Below are 16,090 nucleotides of genomic sequence, written 5' to 3'. Positions count from 1 at the left end.
TCGGCGGGAGCGCCTGGTATCGGTGCTCGTACCGGTCCTTGGGCCCGTCGGACTCAGGAGGGCGCGGCTCCGCTGGTGACGGTGGTCCAGCGGCCGCCGGTCACCGAGCACACCGTCAGACCCCGGTTGCGGGTGTCGCCGTACTCGTCGAAGGCGACGCGGCCGGTGACCCCGTCGAAGGCGAGCCGGGACACGGCCTGCCGCATCTTCGCGCGGGCGTCCCGGGGGAGCGTGCCGCCGTTGGCCGCCACGAGCGACTTCACGGCCTCGATGATGCTCCAGGTCGCGTCGTAGGCGTACGGCCCGTACCAGTCGGCGCCGTCCCTGTACCCGGCCTCGCGGTACCGGGCGAGGAAGTCCGCCCCGCCCGCCAGCTCCTCGGCGGGCACGCCGATGTTGACGGCGAGGTCGCCGTCGGCCTTCGGACCGGACGTGAGGAACGCGTCGGTGAACAAGCCGTCGCCGCCCATGAGGGGGATGTCGGCCCCAGCCTCCTTGAGCTGCTTGGAGAGCGGCCCCGCGGTGTCGTAGTAGCCGCCGAAGTAGACGGCGTCGGCGCCCGAGGCCCGGACGCTCGAGGCGAGATCGGAGAAATCGGCCTGGCCGTCATCGACCTGCTCCGCGCCGACCACGGTTCCGCCGAGCTTCTTGAACTCCGCCATGAAACCGGCGGTGAGGCCGGTGCCGTAGAGGCTCTTGTCGTCGATGACGTACAGCTTGCTCTTCCCGCCCTCGGCATGGAGGTAGCGGGCGGCGAACGGACCCTGGTCCACGTCCGTGGCCACCGTGCGGAAGTACGTGTCGTACGGACGGGACTTGGTGCCCGTCGCCCAGTCGGGGCCCAGCGTCGTCTCGGGAGCGGTGTTGCCCGGTGAGATGTTGACCAGGTCCGCCTGTGCCAGGGGTGGCACCAGGGTCCGGGCCACTTTGGAGTTCAACGGCCCGACGACCCCCAGCACCTTCGCGTCGGAGACGAGACCGACGGCGTTCTCCTGGCCCTTGGCGGGATCGGACGCGTCGTCCAGGGACTTGATCTCGAACTTGACGCCGGGAACGAGCCTCTTCTTGTTGGCGGTCTTGACCGCGAGGTCGGCGGAGTTCCGGATGCCGAGGCCCATCGAGGACATACCGCCGGTGAGCGGTGCGTCCACCCCGATCACCACCGTCACCGCGGAACCCGCGGCGGCGCCGCCGGCCGCTTTGCCACCGCCGGGTGTCTTGTCATCACCCGAGAGGGTCCAGGTCAGGGCGGAACCGGCCGCGAGCGTGGCCAGTGCCGCGCCCAGGACCACGGAACGCCGGGTGAGGGCGCGGGACCGTACCGGCTTCGGCTCGCCCGCCTCCATCTCGGCCGTCGTCCCCGGCCAGACCAGGTCCTCGGTCGGGGGCGTGGGTGCGGGGACCGGCGGCGGGCCGGTCGGCCGGTCCGGGACGGGAGTCTGGTCCCGAACGGGGTCCCGATCCGGAACGGGTGGCCGGTCCGGGACAGAGTGCCGGTCCGGGACAGAGCGCTCGTCAGGGACGGAGGGCTCGTCCGGAACGTGATCCGGGTCCGGGACCGGGTGATGGTCGCGAACGGGGTCCTGGTCCGGAACACGGGGCCGGGGGCCGGCCGGGGTCGCCCCGGAGTCCAGGACCGTGGGCTCGTGCGGCGCACCCGGCGTCGAGGCCTTGGGAGGCTTGCGGGGCTTGGGGGGCACGGAAGGCGGTGCGTGCTCCGTCGCGGCGTCCGGGGCGGGACCGCGCCCGGGCTTGTGCTCGTGATCCGGCCCCGGTTCGGCGGCCGCGTCGTCCCGGGCCGGGAAGGAGCGCAGCACCGACGCCAGCATCCCGGCGGCCTCGGTGGCGCCCACCCGCTGCTCCGGATCCTTCGTGAGCAGCGCCTCCAGCACGGGCGCGAGCGGCCCGGCGTGGACCGGCGGGCGGTGCGGGCGGGTGAAGACGGCCACGGCCAGGGCGTGGAGACCTTCCGCCTCGAACGGCGGCTGTCCCTCGACGGCGTGGTACAGGGTGGCGCCGAGTGCCCACAGGTCGTTGGCGGGGGTCGGGCGCTTGCCCTCCAACTGCTCCGGGGACATGTACTGCGGCGTACCGATGACTATCCCGCTGTGGCTCAGCTTGGTCGTGGCGTCAGCGAGGTGCGCGATGCCGAAGTCGGTGAGGACCACCCGGTCCTTGGTCAGGAGCACGTTGTCCGGCTTGATGTCGCGGTGGACGATCCGTCCCTCGTGCGCCTCGGCGAGCGCGTCGAGCATGGCGGCGCCGATCTCGGCCACCCGCCGCACGGGCAGCCGGCCCTGCCCGCGGATGGCGGCCGCCAGGGACTGCCCGCGGATGAACTCCATGACGATCACCGGGGCGCCTTGGTGCTCCACGACGTCATGGATCGTGATGATTCCCGGGTGGCTGAGAGTGACTGCCGCACGAGCCTCGGCGGCGAAACGCCCGAGCAGCGTCGAGCGGTCGGCGTCCTCCATCCCCGGCGGGAAGAGGATCTCCTTGACGGCGACCTCCCGCCCGAAGAGTTGCTGGTCCACGCCACGCCAGACCCGGCCCATACCGCCTTGGCCGATGCGTTCGACCAGCTGGTAGCGGCCTGCGATGAGTTCGGGGTTCTGCTCGGTCACGCGCACACTCTAGGTCCTGTTGTGCCGTTCGTGTGAAGGAAAAATGGCTTGATCGTGTTCCTGGAGGTGAGGGTCGGGGGAGGGCGAGGTCGGAGCGGGCCCGCGGGCGGCGGCGCGGCGCGGGCATCCAGGTTCAGGATCCCGGAATGTGGTGACCCGTCAGCGCCTCGCGGGAGGCCGGGCCGGCTGCTCGACACGCCGGCCGGGCGAACCGGGGAGCCGATCGCCCGTCGGTGGACCGCGACGGTGCCCCCGGGTCCACGGCGAGGCACCCCGATCCCTGCCCCTGCCACCGGAGCGGGACCGGTCGGCCCGGGACGCGCCGGTGGGGTGGGCTCTCCCGCCGAGCGATGACTTCCGCCACACCCGATGGTTCTTCCGGTGCGGTCCCCGGCATGTGAAGCTGCTTGATCGTATGAACTGTGAACCGGTCCGGGTGCGCCCGTACGAGCCGGTGATGCCAGAGAGGAATGGCTGCATGTCGACTGCGAAGCGCCGGTACAGCCTGACGTGGACCGACCCGGACGGTGCGTCGCAGGCGTCCGCGGGCCGTTACGACAAGCGTTCCGCCACGCGGCGTCGGCGTGCGCTGGAGGCGGTCGGCTGCACCCGTGTCGAGGTCGTCGTGGTCGAGCCCGGAGAGCTTCCCGAACCGGCGCTCTGAGCCCCCGGACTCCGCCGCCCTGACCGCGAGAGGCGCGGGCACCGCGGGACCGGGCACGTCTCCCGCCCGTTCAGGCGGCGGTGCCGGGGCTGAGGTAGTGCACCGTCGTCCGCGCGGCGTGCGGGGCGAGCAGATCCTGGAGCTCCTCGGCCGCCGTCTCGAGAAGGTGTCCGTCGCGGGTGGCGTGGACGGTTTCGAGGATGAAGGCCACGTGGGTGGAGCCGGGGGTGACGCGGGTGCGGTGGGCGTCGCGGTGGTTCCAGTGCCGGGTGAGCACGTCGGTGCTGTCGGCGTAGACGACTTCGCCGGGGCGGGGGTTCTCGACGGTGTCGGGTTCGCCGAGCGGGGTGAAGGTCTCGCTGCCGTCGGCGTAGCGGATCTCGACGTCCCCGGTGACGTGGTCGAGGTCGAAGGCGCCGGCGGGCAGGCCGTGGCGCACGGAGACGGCGTTGTAGGAGTCGACGGCCGCGTTGATGCGCGGGAGGGCGCCCTTCTTGGCGAGACGACGGCCGAGGGCGTCGACACTGGGCCGGGTGCGGCGGGGGTTGGTGCCGAAGGACCGGTAGGCGGTGTGCCATGCCTCGATACGCGGATCGTTCTCGTCGGCGGGCTGCCAGGTGGCGTCGGCGAGCCGCCGCTCCAGGTCCTGAAGGGCGATGGCGGTGGCGGGCCAGGGTTCGTCGCCGCGCAGGCCGGTGGCGGTGACGACGGCGATGAGAGTGCCGGGGAAGGCGTCGGCGACGGAGGCGTTGATACGGAAGGTGGTCATCCGGGGGTCCGTTCCGGGTGGGGGTGGACGAGGAGCGCGGTCAGGGTTTCCAGGGGCCTGTGCGGTCCAGACGGCGCAGCTGCTGGGCCGCGGTGGGTGTGTCCAGGCCGGTGTCGCGTTCGGTGAGCCGACGGGCGGTGTCGGTGCGCTGCTCGACGGGCTTGTGGTCGTCGTACTTGAACTTCGCGCGCACCGCGGTGACGTCCAGGCGCAGGCCGCGGATGCCGGTCAGCATCCGTCCGTACGGGGGCAGGCCGGGCTCGATGGCGGCGTGGTCGCCCTCGGGCTGGAAGTGGGCCATCTGACGGCGCAGCAGATCGGCCTTGGCCTCGGGTTCGTCGACGACCGAGGCCCGGCAGGTGAACTGGACGGCCGCGTAGTAGCTGGTGGGGACGCCGTCGGTGGGCGGGACGTCGGGCCCGGTGCGCCAGGGCCCGGGGACGAAGGCGTAGTCGCCGGTGACGGTGAACGTGACGTCGGGGTCGGCCTCGATCGTCTTCCACACGGGGTTGGGGCGGGCCAGGTGGATGAGCAGGTCACCGTCATCGACGATGAAATGGGTGGGTACGACGACGGGTGCGTGTCCGGGCAGGCCGTTGACGCTGAGGATGCCGAAGTCGTGGCCGTCGGCGATCCAGGTCCGCCATTCGGCGTCGTCGAGGGCGGCGTCCCAGGGCTGGATGAACATGCGGGGTCCCTTCCGGGGCGTGTGCGGGTCAGGTGAGGGCGAGGAGGCTGACGGCGACGGCGGCGGTGCCCAGGCCGATCAGCTGCCCGCGCAGGACGGTCCCGGCCGGGTACAGGGCGGTGATCACGGCGACGACGGCCAGGTCGCCGCCGCGGGCGGCGAGCAGGAACAGCAGATTGGCCACCGAGTCCAGCGCGCCGGCCGCCGCCGACATCCCGTACGCGGGCTTCTCCGGGCCGAGGCGGCGGTACATCAGCCCTGCCGCGGCGAGGGTGACGGCGGAGGAGACCGCACGGCCGACGATCAGGGGTCCGACGCCGCTGTCCGCGGGCGCCTGGTGCAGGAAGACCAGCTGCAGCGCGATGGCGGCCCCGGCGCCGAAGGCGAGCAGCAGCACGGTACGCGACGGGCGCGCGGTCCCGGCTCCGCCTCCGGCACTGACCAGTACCACGGCCGCCAGTGCCAGCGGCAGGCCGATCAGCCCGGCCGGGCCCAGCCGCTCACCCTGCGCCAGACCGACACCCACCGGCAGCATGGCCGAGACCAGAGCGGTGAGGGGCGAGAGGACGTTCATCGGACCGATCGCGAGCGTGCGGTAGAGCAGGGCGAACGCGGCGGCCGAGGCGACACCGGACGCCGCGCCCCAGGCGAGGGTCGCCGGCGAGAAGGAGGCGCCGAGGAAGGGCCACAGCAGCAGCCCGACGGTGAGCGAGGCCGGCGCGGCGATCATCACCGTGCGCAGGACATGGGCCTTGCGGGTGCCGAGGCCGCCGAGGAAGTCGGCGCATCCGTAGGCCAGGGAGCTGCCCAGGGCCAGCAGCAGAGCGATCACGGGTACGTCCCTTACTGTCAATAGAACGACTGCACCGTACAACGCACCGACCGGAGCTGGTCAACCGAACGACTGTGTGGTGCAGTGCGGTGAACGCTGACAGGAGGGGAGACCGATGGCCGAGACCGAAGCGGCACTGCGGACGCTCGCGCACAACGTCAGAGCCGCCCGCACCCGCGCCGGACTGTCCCTGGACGAACTCGGCCGCCGCGCCAAGGTCAGCAAGGGCGCCCTGGTCGGGCTGGAGAAGGCCCAGGGCAACCCGAACTTCGCCACCCTGGTCCGCCTCGCCGACACCCTGGGCCTCTCGGTGTCCGCACTGATGGAGGGACCTGCCGAAGGCCGCGTCCGGGTGGTGGCCGCCGATACGGTCATGCCCCTGTGGGCCGGGGAGAAGGGAAGCGAGGCGCGGCTGATGCTGACCACCTCGGGACCGGCCCCGGTCGAGGTCTGGCGCTGGAAACTGGAACCGGGCGAGGAATACCCCAGCCATCCGCATCAAGCCGGCGTCGTGGAGACGGTCAGCGTCACCGCCGGACAGATGGTGCTCGTCGTCGACGGCACCGAGTACGCCCTGGAGACCGGGCAGACCGCCACCTTCGAGGGCGACACCCCCCATACCTACCGCGGCTCAGGAGATCGGACCTGCCACCTGATCATGACCGTTCACATCCCGCCCGGTCCGTCGCCCGCCCCTTGAACGGACGCGCGGTCAGACGTCCAGGCGGCGCTCGGCGAGCCAGGTGACGATCTCGGGGTCGTGGTGGTCGAAGAACAGCGAGCTGCCGGTGTCGAGCGTGGCGATCCGGGCCATCTGCCGACCGGTGAGCCGGAAGTCGAAGACGTCGATGTTCTCGGCCATCCGCTCGGCGCGCACGGACTTCGGAATGGCGACGACGCCGCGCTGGGTCAGCCACCGCAGCACCACCTGGGCGACCGACTTGCCGTACTCCTCGCCGATCTCGGCGAGCAGGGGGTTGGTGAACAGGTCGTTCCTGCCCTCGGCGAAGCCGCCCCAGGACTGGATCTGCACCCCGTGCCCGCGCATGAGGTCCTGGTAGCCGGCGCGCTGGAAGAAGGGGTGGGTCTCGATCTGGTTGACGGCCGGGGCGATCTCGTGGTTGACGATCAGGTCGATCAGCCGGTCGGGGTAGAAGTTGGCGACGCCGATCGCCTTGGCCGACCCCTCGCGGTTGAGGGCCTCCATGGCGCGCCACTGGCCGTAGACGTCGCCGAAGGGCTGGTGCATCAGATACAGGTCGAGGTAGTTGAGGCCCAACTTGGTCAGCGAGATCTCGAAGGCGCGCTTGGTGTTGTCCTGGGCGGGGGCGTCCTGGACCCACAGCTTGGTGGTGACGAAGAGGTCCTCGCGCGGAATGCCGCTGGACTTGACGGCACGGCCGACGGCTTCCTCGTTGCCGTAGGCCGCGGCGGTGTCCAGCAGCCGGTAGCCGGCGGCGAGCGCTTCGGAGACGGCGCGCTCGGTGTCCTCGGCGGGGATCTGGTAGACGCCGAAACCGAGGAGCGGCATCTCGACGCCGTTGTCGAGGGTGACGGTCTGCATGAGCGGAATGTCCTTCGCTGTGCGGGTGAGGGCGGGTGGTCAGGGGCGTATGAGGGCCTTGAGGACCCGGCGGTCGGCCATGGCCCGGTAGGCATCCGGAGTCCGGTCGAGGGGGAAGGTCTCGTCGAAGACGCGGCCGGGGGCGATGGTGCCGTCCAGGACGTCGGGCAGCAGGTCCGGGATGTAGGCGCGGGAGGGGCTGGCGCCTCCGGTCAGGGTGATGTTGCGCATGAACTCGGCCGGGCCGACCGGACCCTGCTCGTACTGGGGGACTCCCAGGCGGCTGATGGTGCCGCCGTCCAGGACCGCACCGAGCGCGGTGTCGAGGGCCGGGCGGGTGCCGACGGCCTCGATGACCTTGTCCACGCCGCCGGTCAGCTCGCGGATACGTGCGACGCCCTCCTGGCCGCGCTCGGCGACCACATCGGTGGCGCCGAACTCGCGGCCCAGGCCGGTACGCGCCTCGTGGCGGCCGGCGAGCACGATCCGCTCGGCGCCGAGCCGCCTGGCGGCGATGACGGCGCACAGGCCGACCGCGCCGTCGCCGACGACCAGCACCACATCGCCGCGGCCGACACCGGCGGTGACCGCGCCGTGGTGGCCGGTGGTCATCACATCGGACAGCGCCAGCAAGGAGGGCAGCAGCGCGGAGTCGGCGGCCACCGGCAGCTGGACCACGGTGCCCTCGGCGCAGGGGACGCGGACGGCTTCGCCCTGCCCGCCGTCGACACCGTCGAATCCGTACCGGCCGCCGTTGCGGCACGAGATGTGCAGGCCCTTGGCGCAGTAGTCGCAGGTGCCGTCGCTGTACGTGAACGGAGCGACGACCAGGTCACCCGTCTTGAGGCGGGTCACGTCCGTGCCGGTCTCCTCGACGACGCCGAGGAACTCATGGCCCATGGGGCGGCCGGTGCCGGTGGCGGGCATGGACGCGTAGGGCCACAGGTCGCTGCCGCACACACATGAGGCGACCACACGGACCACCGCGTCGGCCGGCTGGACGATCTTCGGATCGGGCCGGTGCTCGACGCGGACGTCGCCGGCTCCGTACATCACTGCTGCACGCATGAGGGGTGTTGCTCCAGACAGGGGGTGGACTGTGGTCGCGTCGAGGCGGCGTCAGCGTTCGAGCATCCGGGCCTGGGCCTCGGTGTGGGTGTCGCCGGCGGCGGGCGGCAGGCCGGAGAGCCTGTCGAGCTGCTCCGCGGTCAGGACGACGGCGTCGGCGGCGGTGTTCTCCTCGACCCGGCTGACACGCTTGGTACCGGGGATCGGGGCGATGTCGTCGCCCTGGGCGAGCAGCCAGGACAGCGCCACCTGCCCGGGCGTGGCACCGGCCTCATCGGCCAGGGCCTTGACCTGGTCGGCGAGTACGAGGTTGCGCTGGAAGTTCTCTCCGGTGAAGCGGGGGTTGTCGCGGCGGAAATCGTTCTCGTCGAACTGGTCGGTGGAGCGGACGGTGCCGGTCAGGAAACCGCGGCCGAGCGGGGAGAACGGCACCAGGCCGATGTTCAGCTCCCGCAGCACGGGCAGGACGCGCTCCTCGATACCGCGGGTGAACAGGGAGTATTCGGACTGGACCGCGGTCACCGGCTGGACCGCGTGGGCGCGGCGGATCGTGTCCGGACCGGCCTCCGAGAGCCCGAAGGCGCGCACCTTGCCCTCGGCGATCAGCTCTCCGACAGCGCCGGCGGTCTCCTCGATCGGCGTGTTCGGGTCGACCCGGTGCTGGTAGTACAGGTCGATGTGGTCGGTGCCGAGCCGCTTCAGGGAGCCCTCGACCGCGGTGCGGATGTTGGCCGGGCCGGAGTCCAGATTCCAGGCGCCCTCTCCGCGGTGCGAGACCAGTCCGAACTTCGTGGCCAGCACCGCCTGGTTCCGTCGGCCCTTCAGCGCCCGTCCGAGCAGTTCCTCGTTCGTGTAGGGGCCGTAGATCTCGGCGGTGTCGATGAGCGTGACGCCCAGCTCCAGCGCCCGGTGCACGGTCCGGATCGACTCCGCGTCGTCGGTGCCGGAGCCGGTGTAGCCGTGGGACATGCCCATGGCGCCCAGACCGATCCGGGAAACCTCCAGGTCACGCAGCTTGATGTACCGCATCTCGCCCTCTTCGCGTCGTGGCGTCGCACGGCACCCTCATCGTCGTCCAGGCCGGCGGATCGTGCCCGCGCTGACCACTCGTGTCACTGGGGGTGTCGGCGTCTTGCCCCTTCACCTTGGCCCGGATCGCGCCGGTGTGGCAGGGCGAGCTCTTCGGGGGTAACGACAGGGCCCCCCTCCCGGCTGCGCGGCGGATGCGCGGCGCGTGAGACTGGAGTCATGGAACCCCGGAGCGCGCACAGCGAAGGCGCCGAGCTGGGCCGCTACCTGCGTGCCCGCCGGACCCAGACCAGCCCCGAGCACGTCGGCCTGACCGTCGGCGCCGGCATCCGCCGCACTCCCGGCCTGCGCCGCGAGGAACTGGCCACCCTCGCCGGCATCAGCATCGACTACTACGTACGCCTGGAACGTGGCAGGGAGACCCGCCCCAGCCCCGCCGTCCTCGACTCCCTCGCCCGCGCGTTGCGCATGGACGACCAGGAGCACCAGCACCTGCGCGAGCTCGCCGCCCGGGCGGCCCGCTACGTCGCCGAACCACCGCCCGCACCCAGCCGCACCGTGCGCCCGCATCTGAAACTGCTGCTCGAGTCACTGCGCCCGAACCCGGCGTACGTCATCAGCCGCAGCATGGAACTGCTCGCCTGGAACCCCGGCGGCCTCGCCCTGTACGCGGGCCTGGACGACTGGCCCGTCAAGCACCGCAACCTCGCCCGCTACCTGTTCCTGCACCCCGTGGCCCGCGACCTGTTCCCCGACTGGGACCGGCAGATCACCGCATGCGTCGCCCGCCTGCGCGCCGTCGCCGGCACCGCGCCCGACGCCCCCGACCTCACCAACCTCGTCGGCGAACTCCTCCTCAAGAGCCCCGACTTCGCCGGCCTGTGGGAACGCTACGAGGTCACCGGACGCAAACCCGCCCACAAGACGTTCCAGCACCCCCAGGTCGGCACGCTCACCCTCACGTCGCAGTCCTTGCACGTGGAAGGGACCCCCGGCCAGCGCATCGGCGTCTACACCGCCGAACCCGGCAGCCCCGACCACGACGCCGTGCTCCTCCTCGACATGACCGCACCCCGGCCTGCGGAACGACCTGCTCCCGCTCCGAGAACCACCGGAACGTAGCCGCGGTCCTCGTACTCCTGAGGGAAATGCCACGCTCCCGGGACAGCGCTGCCGGGCCGCAGCGTGAGACGGGCGAAGGAAATGCTGGTCAGAGGCCGCCGGTGTTGAGCAGCCTGTTGGGAGTGTCGGAGCGCACGCCACGTACGACACCGCGGGTGGCCGTGCGGTCGAGCCAGACGTGAGCCTCGCGAGCCGTGGCGTGGGGGTGTGCCGACAGGTACAGCGCGATCACGCCGGTCGCATGCGGTGCGGCCCAGGACGTCGCGCCGTCGTTCTCCGTGGTCGTACCGCCGCCGGCGAGGGCGGCGGTCACCTTCTGGCCGGGGGCGTAAAGGTCCACGCACCGTCCGTAACCCGATCCGTAGGAACCGCTGTCGGTCCACGCGCGGTCGTTCGAGGTGGAGGCCGCCACGACGATCGTGCCGGGGACACCGGCCGGGGAGTGCTTGCAGGCGTCGTCATGGAAGTTGCCGGCCGACACCACCGTCGGGATCCCCGCGTCGACCATCTTCTTCACGGCGGACTCCAGAGCCGCCGACCGGTGGTCGAGGTTGAGCGACATGTTCACCACCGCGGGCTTCTGCGCGTGCGCGGTGACCCACTTGACCGACTTCACCAGGGCCGCCTCCGCCGCCGCGGGGGAGCCGCCGCCCTCGCTCTCGCACACGATGCCCTGGACCCGTACCAGCTCCGCCTTCGGGGCCACCCCGTACTTCGCCCCGCCGATGACGCCCGCGACGAACGTGCCGTGGCCGGTGCCGGCCTCGCTGAAGCAGTCACCGGAGTCCTTCGGGCCCACGAAGTCGGCGCCGAGGCGGGCACGTCCGCCGAACTCCTTGTGGGCGATGTCCATTCCGGTGTCGATCACATAGACGTGAACGCCCTTGCCGGTGGCCGTGGTGGTGAACTTCCCGTTGAGCGGCCGCGACCGCTGGTCGAGAATGTCGAGATTCCACGGCACACGCCGAGTCGTGGCCCTCGCCACGGCCGACCCGGTCCCGGACGACGTCCCCACGGCGCCCTGCGACGTCGGCGCCCAGCCGGAGGACGGCTTGTCCCCGAAGGGCGTCACGGCCGCCCCCTCCTTGTGCGAGGAGGGCGTCCCGCCTGCCGCCGCGCCGGCGTCCCCGCCGCAGGCGGAGGCCCCGAACACCGTTGCCATGGCCACCACCAGGAGACCGGCCTTCGTCACGTTCCGCGTCACAGCTTCCCCCATGTCCCCGCCACGTACACAGTCAGCGCACAAGACGACCACAGCGGGCGGGCGGTTCCGGCGGGGCGTGGACGGGTCCGTCCCGTGCCCGCGGCCGATCCTGGAGCGCGTGGCCTCCCGGATGGTGACGTGACGCCTACCAGTAGGTACGCGTGACCTTGTCGGGCAGTCGCCCCTGCCGCTCCGCCTCCCGGAGGATCGCCGATGCGACGGTCAGGAACGCCCGGCGGAGTGCCGGGTCCGGGTCGGGGTTCTCCACGTTCCCGACGTTCTTGTCGAGGACCATCCCGCCGAGGGACATTCCCTCCGGTGTGCAGGCGCGGGCGACCGACGCCTCCGGATCGATCAGGACGTTCCCGGTGGCGCCCTCGATGGTTTCCCACGCGTAGACGGATCCCGCTTCGAAAGAAAGGATCTTCCTGCACGTCACCGACGCTGTCACGGCAATGTCCACCAGTTCGCTCGTGCCAGGGACTTGACCACCCGAATCCTATGCCGTCCGCCGCGGGAGCCGTCTTGCCGCGCGGCAGCCGCGGACCGCTCATGGGCTCTGCCCGCCGGCGGCATCGCGCAGCAGTTGCCGTACTCCGCGAACAGGGCGGTATCCGAAGGCGTTCACCGCGGCGGTCGAGTCGTAGACCCGGTCCAGACGATCCGGCACGAGCCATCCCCGGTCACGGAATGCCCCGAAGACGTCCGGAGCCCGGCCGGCGAGGACCACGCCCGCGTGATGGTGGGGGGCAAGGCAGTCCTCTCGACGAAACGGGTGCGGCCCGGAGATGTTGAACCTGCCGGTCACCGAGGAGTGCGTCACGGCCAGCACCCCCGCCGCCGCGACGTCGGCCACGTCGACCGCCCGGTGCAGCAGGTGGCGGGCCCGTACAGGCAGCGGCTCCGGAAAGCATCGCGCTATGCGCAGCGTGATCGAGGAAACGCCGCAGGCGGCGACCAGGTCCTCGGCGGCCAGTTTGGTCTCGTCGTAGATGTCCCGGGGAAGCGGCATGAGCCGCTCGTCCACCCAGACCGCGCGCTCGGTGGGTACCAGGGCGTGTCCGTAGACGCTCGTGCTGCTGACATAGAGGACACGCCGCACGTCGAACCGGGCGGCGTCTTCGAGCAGTTCCGCGGTCACGTCCACATTCACGGCGCGGAACTCTTCATCGGCCACGCGCCCGACGTGCGGGGCGTGGAGCGCGGCGGCATGGACCAGGACGTCAGCCGGCCGTAACGCGGCCCGCCGCACGCGGCGATCCCGTAGGTCCGCGACGGCACTTGTCCAAGGTCCGGGCACCCGGTCCAGGCCACGGACCACCCAGCCGGCCGCGTCGAACGCCGCTGCCAGAGCCGATCCGACCCGGCCCGAACTCCCGGTGACCGCGACCACCCCGGCAGGGTCTCTTTCGCTCCGCTCCGAGCGCACCCGCTGATTCTGCCACTCGCTCACTCACTCGCGCGCGGACGTGATCGGAGCGGGCCGTTCTCCGCGGACCGGGCCGCTTCTCGCACACCTCGCTCACCCTCGCCGAGTCGGTCGACGAACCGTCAGGTCCGTTTCCGATCGGCGTGTTTCGAGGGAAGGAGTTCACCCACGAGTGCCGCCACCTGTTCCACCTCGATGAGGAAGCCGTCGTGGCCGTAGGGGGATTCGATCAGCCGGAGACCGTCGGCCGTGGAGATGCCTTCCGCCAGTTCCGCCTGCTGGGCCGGTGGGTAGAGGCGGTCGGAACCGACTCCGGCCACGAGGGTGCGGGCGGTCACCCGCCGCAGCGCGGCGCGCACGCCACCACGGCCCCGGCCGATGTCGTGGCTGTTCATGGCCTCGGACAGCACGACGTAGCTGCCCGCGTCGAAGCGTCTCACCAGCTTGGCCGCGTGATGGCCGAGGTAGGACTCGACCTGGTACCGGCCGCCGTTCCAGGGGTCCTCCGTGTCCTGGGGCGAACGTCCGAAGCGGACATGGAGTTCCGGCTCGCTGCGGTAGGTGACATGGGCGATGCGTCGGGCCAGGCCAAGACCTGTGTGGGGGCCACGGCCGGTGTCGTGGTAGTTGCCTCCGAGCCAGTTCCGGTCGGAGCGGATGGCGCGCAGCTGGATGTCGGCCCAGGCGATCTGCTCGGCGCTCGCCGAGGCGCTCGTGGCGAGCAGCAGGAGGGCACCGGTTCGTTCGGGATACGACACGGCCCATTCCAGAGCGCGCATCCCGCCCATCGAACCGCCGACCACCAGCGCCCAGCGGTCGATGCCGAGCATGTCGGCCAGGCCGGCCTCGGCCGCCACCTGGTCACGCTGCGTCAGGAAGGGAAAGCCACCGCCCCAGCGGTGTCCCCCCGGTGTGAGCGACGAGGGCCCGGTACTGCCTTGGCAGCCTCCGAGGACGTTCGGGGCCACGACGAACCAGCGGTCCGGGTCCAGGGCCCGTCCCGGTCCGACGAGCCCGTCCCACCAGCCGGGGGTGGGGTGCCCGGGTCCGGCCGGTCCGGCGACATGACTGTCCCCGGTGAGAGCGTGCAGGACAAGGACGGCATTGGAGGCGTCCGGCGCGAGTCGTCCCCACGTCTCGAACGCCAGCCGCACACCCGGCAGTTCACCGCCCGCCTCCAGCGGAAGGGGCTTCTCCCGCCTGTACCACCGGCGACGCCCCGGCGGGTCCCCCTCCCGCCAGGCACCGGTGGCCGGCGGGAGAGGTTCCTGATGCGGTGTCAGTACGGAGTTCAGGACGCGCCCTTGGCCGCGCGGAAGCCTGCCTCCAGGTCCGCCTTGAGGTCGGCGAGGTTCTCGATGCCGACCGACAGACGCACCAGACCCGGTGAGGTGCCCGTCGCGACGAGCTGCTCGTCGTTCAGCTGACTGTGGGTGGTGGACGCCGGGTGGATGATCAGGCTGCGTACGTCGCCGATGTTGGCGAGATGGCTGAACAGTTCGACAGCGTCCACGAACCGCTTGCCCGCCTCCACCCCGTCCCGCAGTTCGAAGGAGACCACGGCACCGGCGCCGCGCGGCAGATACCTCCGGCCCGCCTCGTACCACGTGCTGGACTCGAGCCCCGGGTAGTGGACCGCGGCCACCTCGTCGCGCTGCTCCAGCCATTCGGCGAGTGCCTGGGCGTTCGCCGAGTGCCGCTCGATGCGCAGGCTCAGTGTCTCCACGCCCTGCAGCAGCAGGAACGAGGAGTGCGGGGAGAGCGCGGGGCCGAGGTCGCGCAACAGTTGCACCCGAAGCTTGACCGCGAAGGCACCCGGGCCGAGGGCCGGCCAGTACCGCAGTCCGTGATAACTCGGGTCCGGCTCGGTGAAGTCCGGGAACCGCTCGGCGTGCGCGCCGAAGTCGAAGGTGCCGCCGTCGACGACCACACCCGCGATGGTCGTGCCGTGCCCGCCCAGGAACTTGGTGGCCGAGTGGACGACGATGTCCGCACCGTGCTCAAGGGGCCGCAGCAGATACGGAGTCGGGACGGTGTTGTCCACGATCAGCGGCACGCCCTCGGCGTGTGCGACGTCCGCGACCGCCCGCACGTCCAGCACGTTGCCGCGCGGGTTGCCCAGTGTCTCCGCGAACAGCGCCTTGGTGTTCGGCCGGATCGCCGCCCGCCATGCCTCGATGTCGTCGGGGTCGTCGACGAACGACACGTCGATACCGAACTTGGGGAGCGTGTGCCGGAAGAGGTTGTACGTACCGCCGTACAGCGACGTACTGGAGACGATGTGGTCGCCCGCGCTCGCGAGCGTCAGGACGGCCAGCGTCTCCGCCGCCTGCCCGGAGGAGAGCGCGACGGCCGCCACGCCGCCCTCCAGCGCGGCGATCCGCTGCTCGAAGACATCCTGGGTGGGGTTGTGGATGCGGGTGTAGATGTTGCCCGGTTCGGCCAGCGAGAACAGGTCGGCCGCGTGCCGGGTGTCCCGGAACACGAACGACGTCGTCTGGTAGATCGGCGTCGCCCGGGCGCCGGTCGTCGGGTCGGGCGTGGCTCCGGCGTGGATCTGCTTGGTCTCGAAGGACCATGCCGAGGTGTCAGGTCCGGCGGGCGCGTCCTCGGGGGTGTGGCCGGCGGTGACGGAGTCGATGGGCTGGCTCATGGTGCTGCTCCCTGTACGGAGGGTGGGAACGGGAAGGCGTGGGGGAACCACGGCGCCGTGGACGCGCGAGGGACCCACGGTGCCGTGGACGTGTGGAGGACCCGCTGCGCTTCGGACCACTGCCGGTACGGCGGCAGCGGTCAGCGCTGGGTGGTGAAGAAGATGCTGGTCAGAAGCCGGAGCGCGATGTCAGCTCGCGGCGCGACAACCGGTGGTGGTGACACGCGCGTAATCGACGTGGCGGCGGGTCACGAGCACGGTCATGAGCCCAGGTAACCACATGGCGGCGTCACGAACCAGCCGTACGGAGTGTCTCGGGGGTGTCGCCTCCGTCAAAGGACACGGTTGACGCGCTGTTCCGGGCGAGTGCCGGTCCGGCGACGGGACCGCCGTCCGCGGGTACAGGGCTCGGCGGGAACGAACGGCGCGCGTCTCGGTCCG

The 16,090-nt window shown here is 71.4% G+C and carries 15 protein-coding genes; 3 read left to right on the top strand and 12 right to left on the bottom strand.

Translation table 11 applies throughout. From position 1 onward, the window contains the following. Window positions 1-53: 53 nt before the first annotated feature. Entirely contained in the window at window positions 54-2,627 is a 2,574-nt protein-coding gene (locus ACFYW9_RS22800; RefSeq protein ID WP_389153264.1) for an ABC transporter substrate-binding protein, read from the bottom strand. Window positions 2,628-3,105: 478 nt separating this feature from the next. Between ACFYW9_RS22800 and ACFYW9_RS22795 the strand changes: the two genes are divergently transcribed. Continuing rightward, window positions 3,106-3,291 (top strand): hypothetical protein, encoded by a 186-nt coding sequence (locus ACFYW9_RS22795; protein WP_326783281.1) that lies wholly within the window; start codon window positions 3,106-3,108, stop codon window positions 3,289-3,291. 70 nt (window positions 3,292-3,361) lie between these two features. Here ACFYW9_RS22795 and ACFYW9_RS22790 read toward each other — a convergent pair whose 3' ends face one another. From ACFYW9_RS22790 to ACFYW9_RS22780, 3 genes are read right to left on the bottom strand one after another with little or no spacing between them, the layout of a single operon-like run. Next, window positions 3,362-4,060 carry a B3/4 domain-containing protein gene (locus ACFYW9_RS22790; protein ID WP_389153260.1) on the bottom strand — a complete coding sequence of 233 codons (699 nt, stop codon included), beginning with the start codon at window positions 4,058-4,060 and terminating at the stop codon, window positions 3,362-3,364. Window positions 4,061-4,100: 40 nt separating this feature from the next. Beyond that, window positions 4,101-4,748, bottom strand: coding sequence for an FMN-binding negative transcriptional regulator (locus ACFYW9_RS22785; RefSeq protein ID WP_389153257.1), 648 nt, complete (start codon window positions 4,746-4,748; stop codon window positions 4,101-4,103). Window positions 4,749-4,776: 28 nt separating this feature from the next. Beyond that, the gene (locus ACFYW9_RS22780) at window positions 4,777-5,580 is read right to left on the bottom strand and encodes an EamA family transporter (RefSeq protein ID WP_389153254.1); all 804 of its coding nucleotides are present in this window, start codon (window positions 5,578-5,580) and stop codon (window positions 4,777-4,779) included. Between the two features lie 115 nt (window positions 5,581-5,695). On the opposite strand from ACFYW9_RS22780, the gene ACFYW9_RS22775 reads away from it, so the two are divergent. Then, window positions 5,696-6,280 carry a helix-turn-helix domain-containing protein gene (locus ACFYW9_RS22775; RefSeq protein ID WP_389153251.1) on the top strand — a complete coding sequence of 195 codons (585 nt, stop codon included), beginning with the start codon at window positions 5,696-5,698 and terminating at the stop codon, window positions 6,278-6,280. 12 nt (window positions 6,281-6,292) lie between these two features. Here the strand turns inward: ACFYW9_RS22775 and ACFYW9_RS22770 are convergent, their stop codons facing one another. The 3 genes from ACFYW9_RS22770 to ACFYW9_RS22760 are packed head-to-tail and all read right to left on the bottom strand — an operon-like array spanning window position 6,293 to window position 9,241. After that, a complete protein-coding gene (locus tag ACFYW9_RS22770) occupies window positions 6,293-7,144 on the bottom strand; it encodes an aldo/keto reductase (RefSeq protein WP_389153248.1) in 852 nt (283 codons plus the stop codon). Window positions 7,145-7,183: 39 nt separating this feature from the next. Continuing rightward, window positions 7,184-8,212 (bottom strand): zinc-binding dehydrogenase, encoded by a 1,029-nt coding sequence (locus tag ACFYW9_RS22765; RefSeq protein ID WP_389153245.1) that lies wholly within the window; start codon window positions 8,210-8,212, stop codon window positions 7,184-7,186. A 51-nt stretch (window positions 8,213-8,263) separates the two neighbouring features. Continuing rightward, a complete protein-coding gene (locus tag ACFYW9_RS22760) occupies window positions 8,264-9,241 on the bottom strand; it encodes an aldo/keto reductase (protein ID WP_389153242.1) in 978 nt (325 codons plus the stop codon). Window positions 9,242-9,460: 219 nt separating this feature from the next. On the opposite strand from ACFYW9_RS22760, the gene ACFYW9_RS22755 reads away from it, so the two are divergent. After that, complete coding sequence (locus ACFYW9_RS22755; protein WP_389153239.1) at window positions 9,461-10,363, top strand: helix-turn-helix transcriptional regulator; 903 nt, start codon at window positions 9,461-9,463, stop codon at window positions 10,361-10,363. An 88-nt stretch (window positions 10,364-10,451) separates the two neighbouring features. Here ACFYW9_RS22755 and ACFYW9_RS22750 read toward each other — a convergent pair whose 3' ends face one another. The 5 genes from ACFYW9_RS22750 to ACFYW9_RS22730 form a co-directional block, all read right to left on the bottom strand. After that, complete coding sequence (locus ACFYW9_RS22750; RefSeq protein ID WP_389153236.1) at window positions 10,452-11,567, bottom strand: S8 family peptidase; 1,116 nt, start codon at window positions 11,565-11,567, stop codon at window positions 10,452-10,454. A gap of 145 nt (window positions 11,568-11,712) precedes the next feature. After that, on the bottom strand, window positions 11,713-12,018 hold the full coding sequence (locus ACFYW9_RS22745) for a hypothetical protein (protein ID WP_389153233.1): 306 nt from the start codon (window positions 12,016-12,018) through the stop codon (window positions 11,713-11,715). A gap of 99 nt (window positions 12,019-12,117) precedes the next feature. Next, complete coding sequence (locus ACFYW9_RS22740; RefSeq protein WP_389153229.1) at window positions 12,118-12,960, bottom strand: NAD-dependent epimerase/dehydratase family protein; 843 nt, start codon at window positions 12,958-12,960, stop codon at window positions 12,118-12,120. A 158-nt stretch (window positions 12,961-13,118) separates the two neighbouring features. After that, window positions 13,119-14,291 carry a homoserine O-acetyltransferase gene (locus ACFYW9_RS22735; protein WP_389153587.1) on the bottom strand — a complete coding sequence of 391 codons (1,173 nt, stop codon included), beginning with the start codon at window positions 14,289-14,291 and terminating at the stop codon, window positions 13,119-13,121. After that, window positions 14,288-15,649 (bottom strand): bifunctional o-acetylhomoserine/o-acetylserine sulfhydrylase, encoded by a 1,362-nt coding sequence (locus tag ACFYW9_RS22730; RefSeq protein WP_389153226.1) that lies wholly within the window; start codon window positions 15,647-15,649, stop codon window positions 14,288-14,290. Before ACFYW9_RS22730 ends, ACFYW9_RS22735 begins: the two co-directional genes overlap by 4 nt. Window positions 15,650-16,090: the final 441 nt, after the last annotated feature.

The sequence above is a fragment of the Streptomyces sp. NPDC002698 genome (assembly GCF_042888945.1).
Classification (GTDB): domain Bacteria; phylum Actinomycetota; class Actinomycetes; order Streptomycetales; family Streptomycetaceae; genus Streptomyces.
This window is presented reverse-complemented; position numbering and strand designations above follow the sequence as displayed.

Excerpts from the sequence above, each read along its gene's own strand:
- ACFYW9_RS22795 (WP_326783281.1), top strand. The coding sequence starts at position 3,106 with ATGTCGACTGCGAAGCGCCGGTACAGCCTGACGTGGACCGACCCGGAC.
- ACFYW9_RS22790 (WP_389153260.1), bottom strand. The coding sequence starts at position 4,060 with ATGACCACCTTCCGTATCAACGCCTCCGTCGCCGACGCCTTCCCCGGC.
- ACFYW9_RS22785 (WP_389153257.1), bottom strand. The coding sequence starts at position 4,748 with ATGTTCATCCAGCCCTGGGACGCCGCCCTCGACGACGCCGAATGGCGG.
- ACFYW9_RS22775 (WP_389153251.1), top strand. The coding sequence starts at position 5,696 with ATGGCCGAGACCGAAGCGGCACTGCGGACGCTCGCGCACAACGTCAGA.
- ACFYW9_RS22770 (WP_389153248.1), bottom strand. The coding sequence starts at position 7,144 with ATGCAGACCGTCACCCTCGACAACGGCGTCGAGATGCCGCTCCTCGGT.
- ACFYW9_RS22765 (WP_389153245.1), bottom strand. The coding sequence starts at position 8,212 with ATGCGTGCAGCAGTGATGTACGGAGCCGGCGACGTCCGCGTCGAGCAC.
- ACFYW9_RS22760 (WP_389153242.1), bottom strand. The coding sequence starts at position 9,241 with ATGCGGTACATCAAGCTGCGTGACCTGGAGGTTTCCCGGATCGGTCTG.
- ACFYW9_RS22755 (WP_389153239.1), top strand. The coding sequence starts at position 9,461 with ATGGAACCCCGGAGCGCGCACAGCGAAGGCGCCGAGCTGGGCCGCTAC.
- ACFYW9_RS22730 (WP_389153226.1), bottom strand. The coding sequence starts at position 15,649 with ATGAGCCAGCCCATCGACTCCGTCACCGCCGGCCACACCCCCGAGGAC.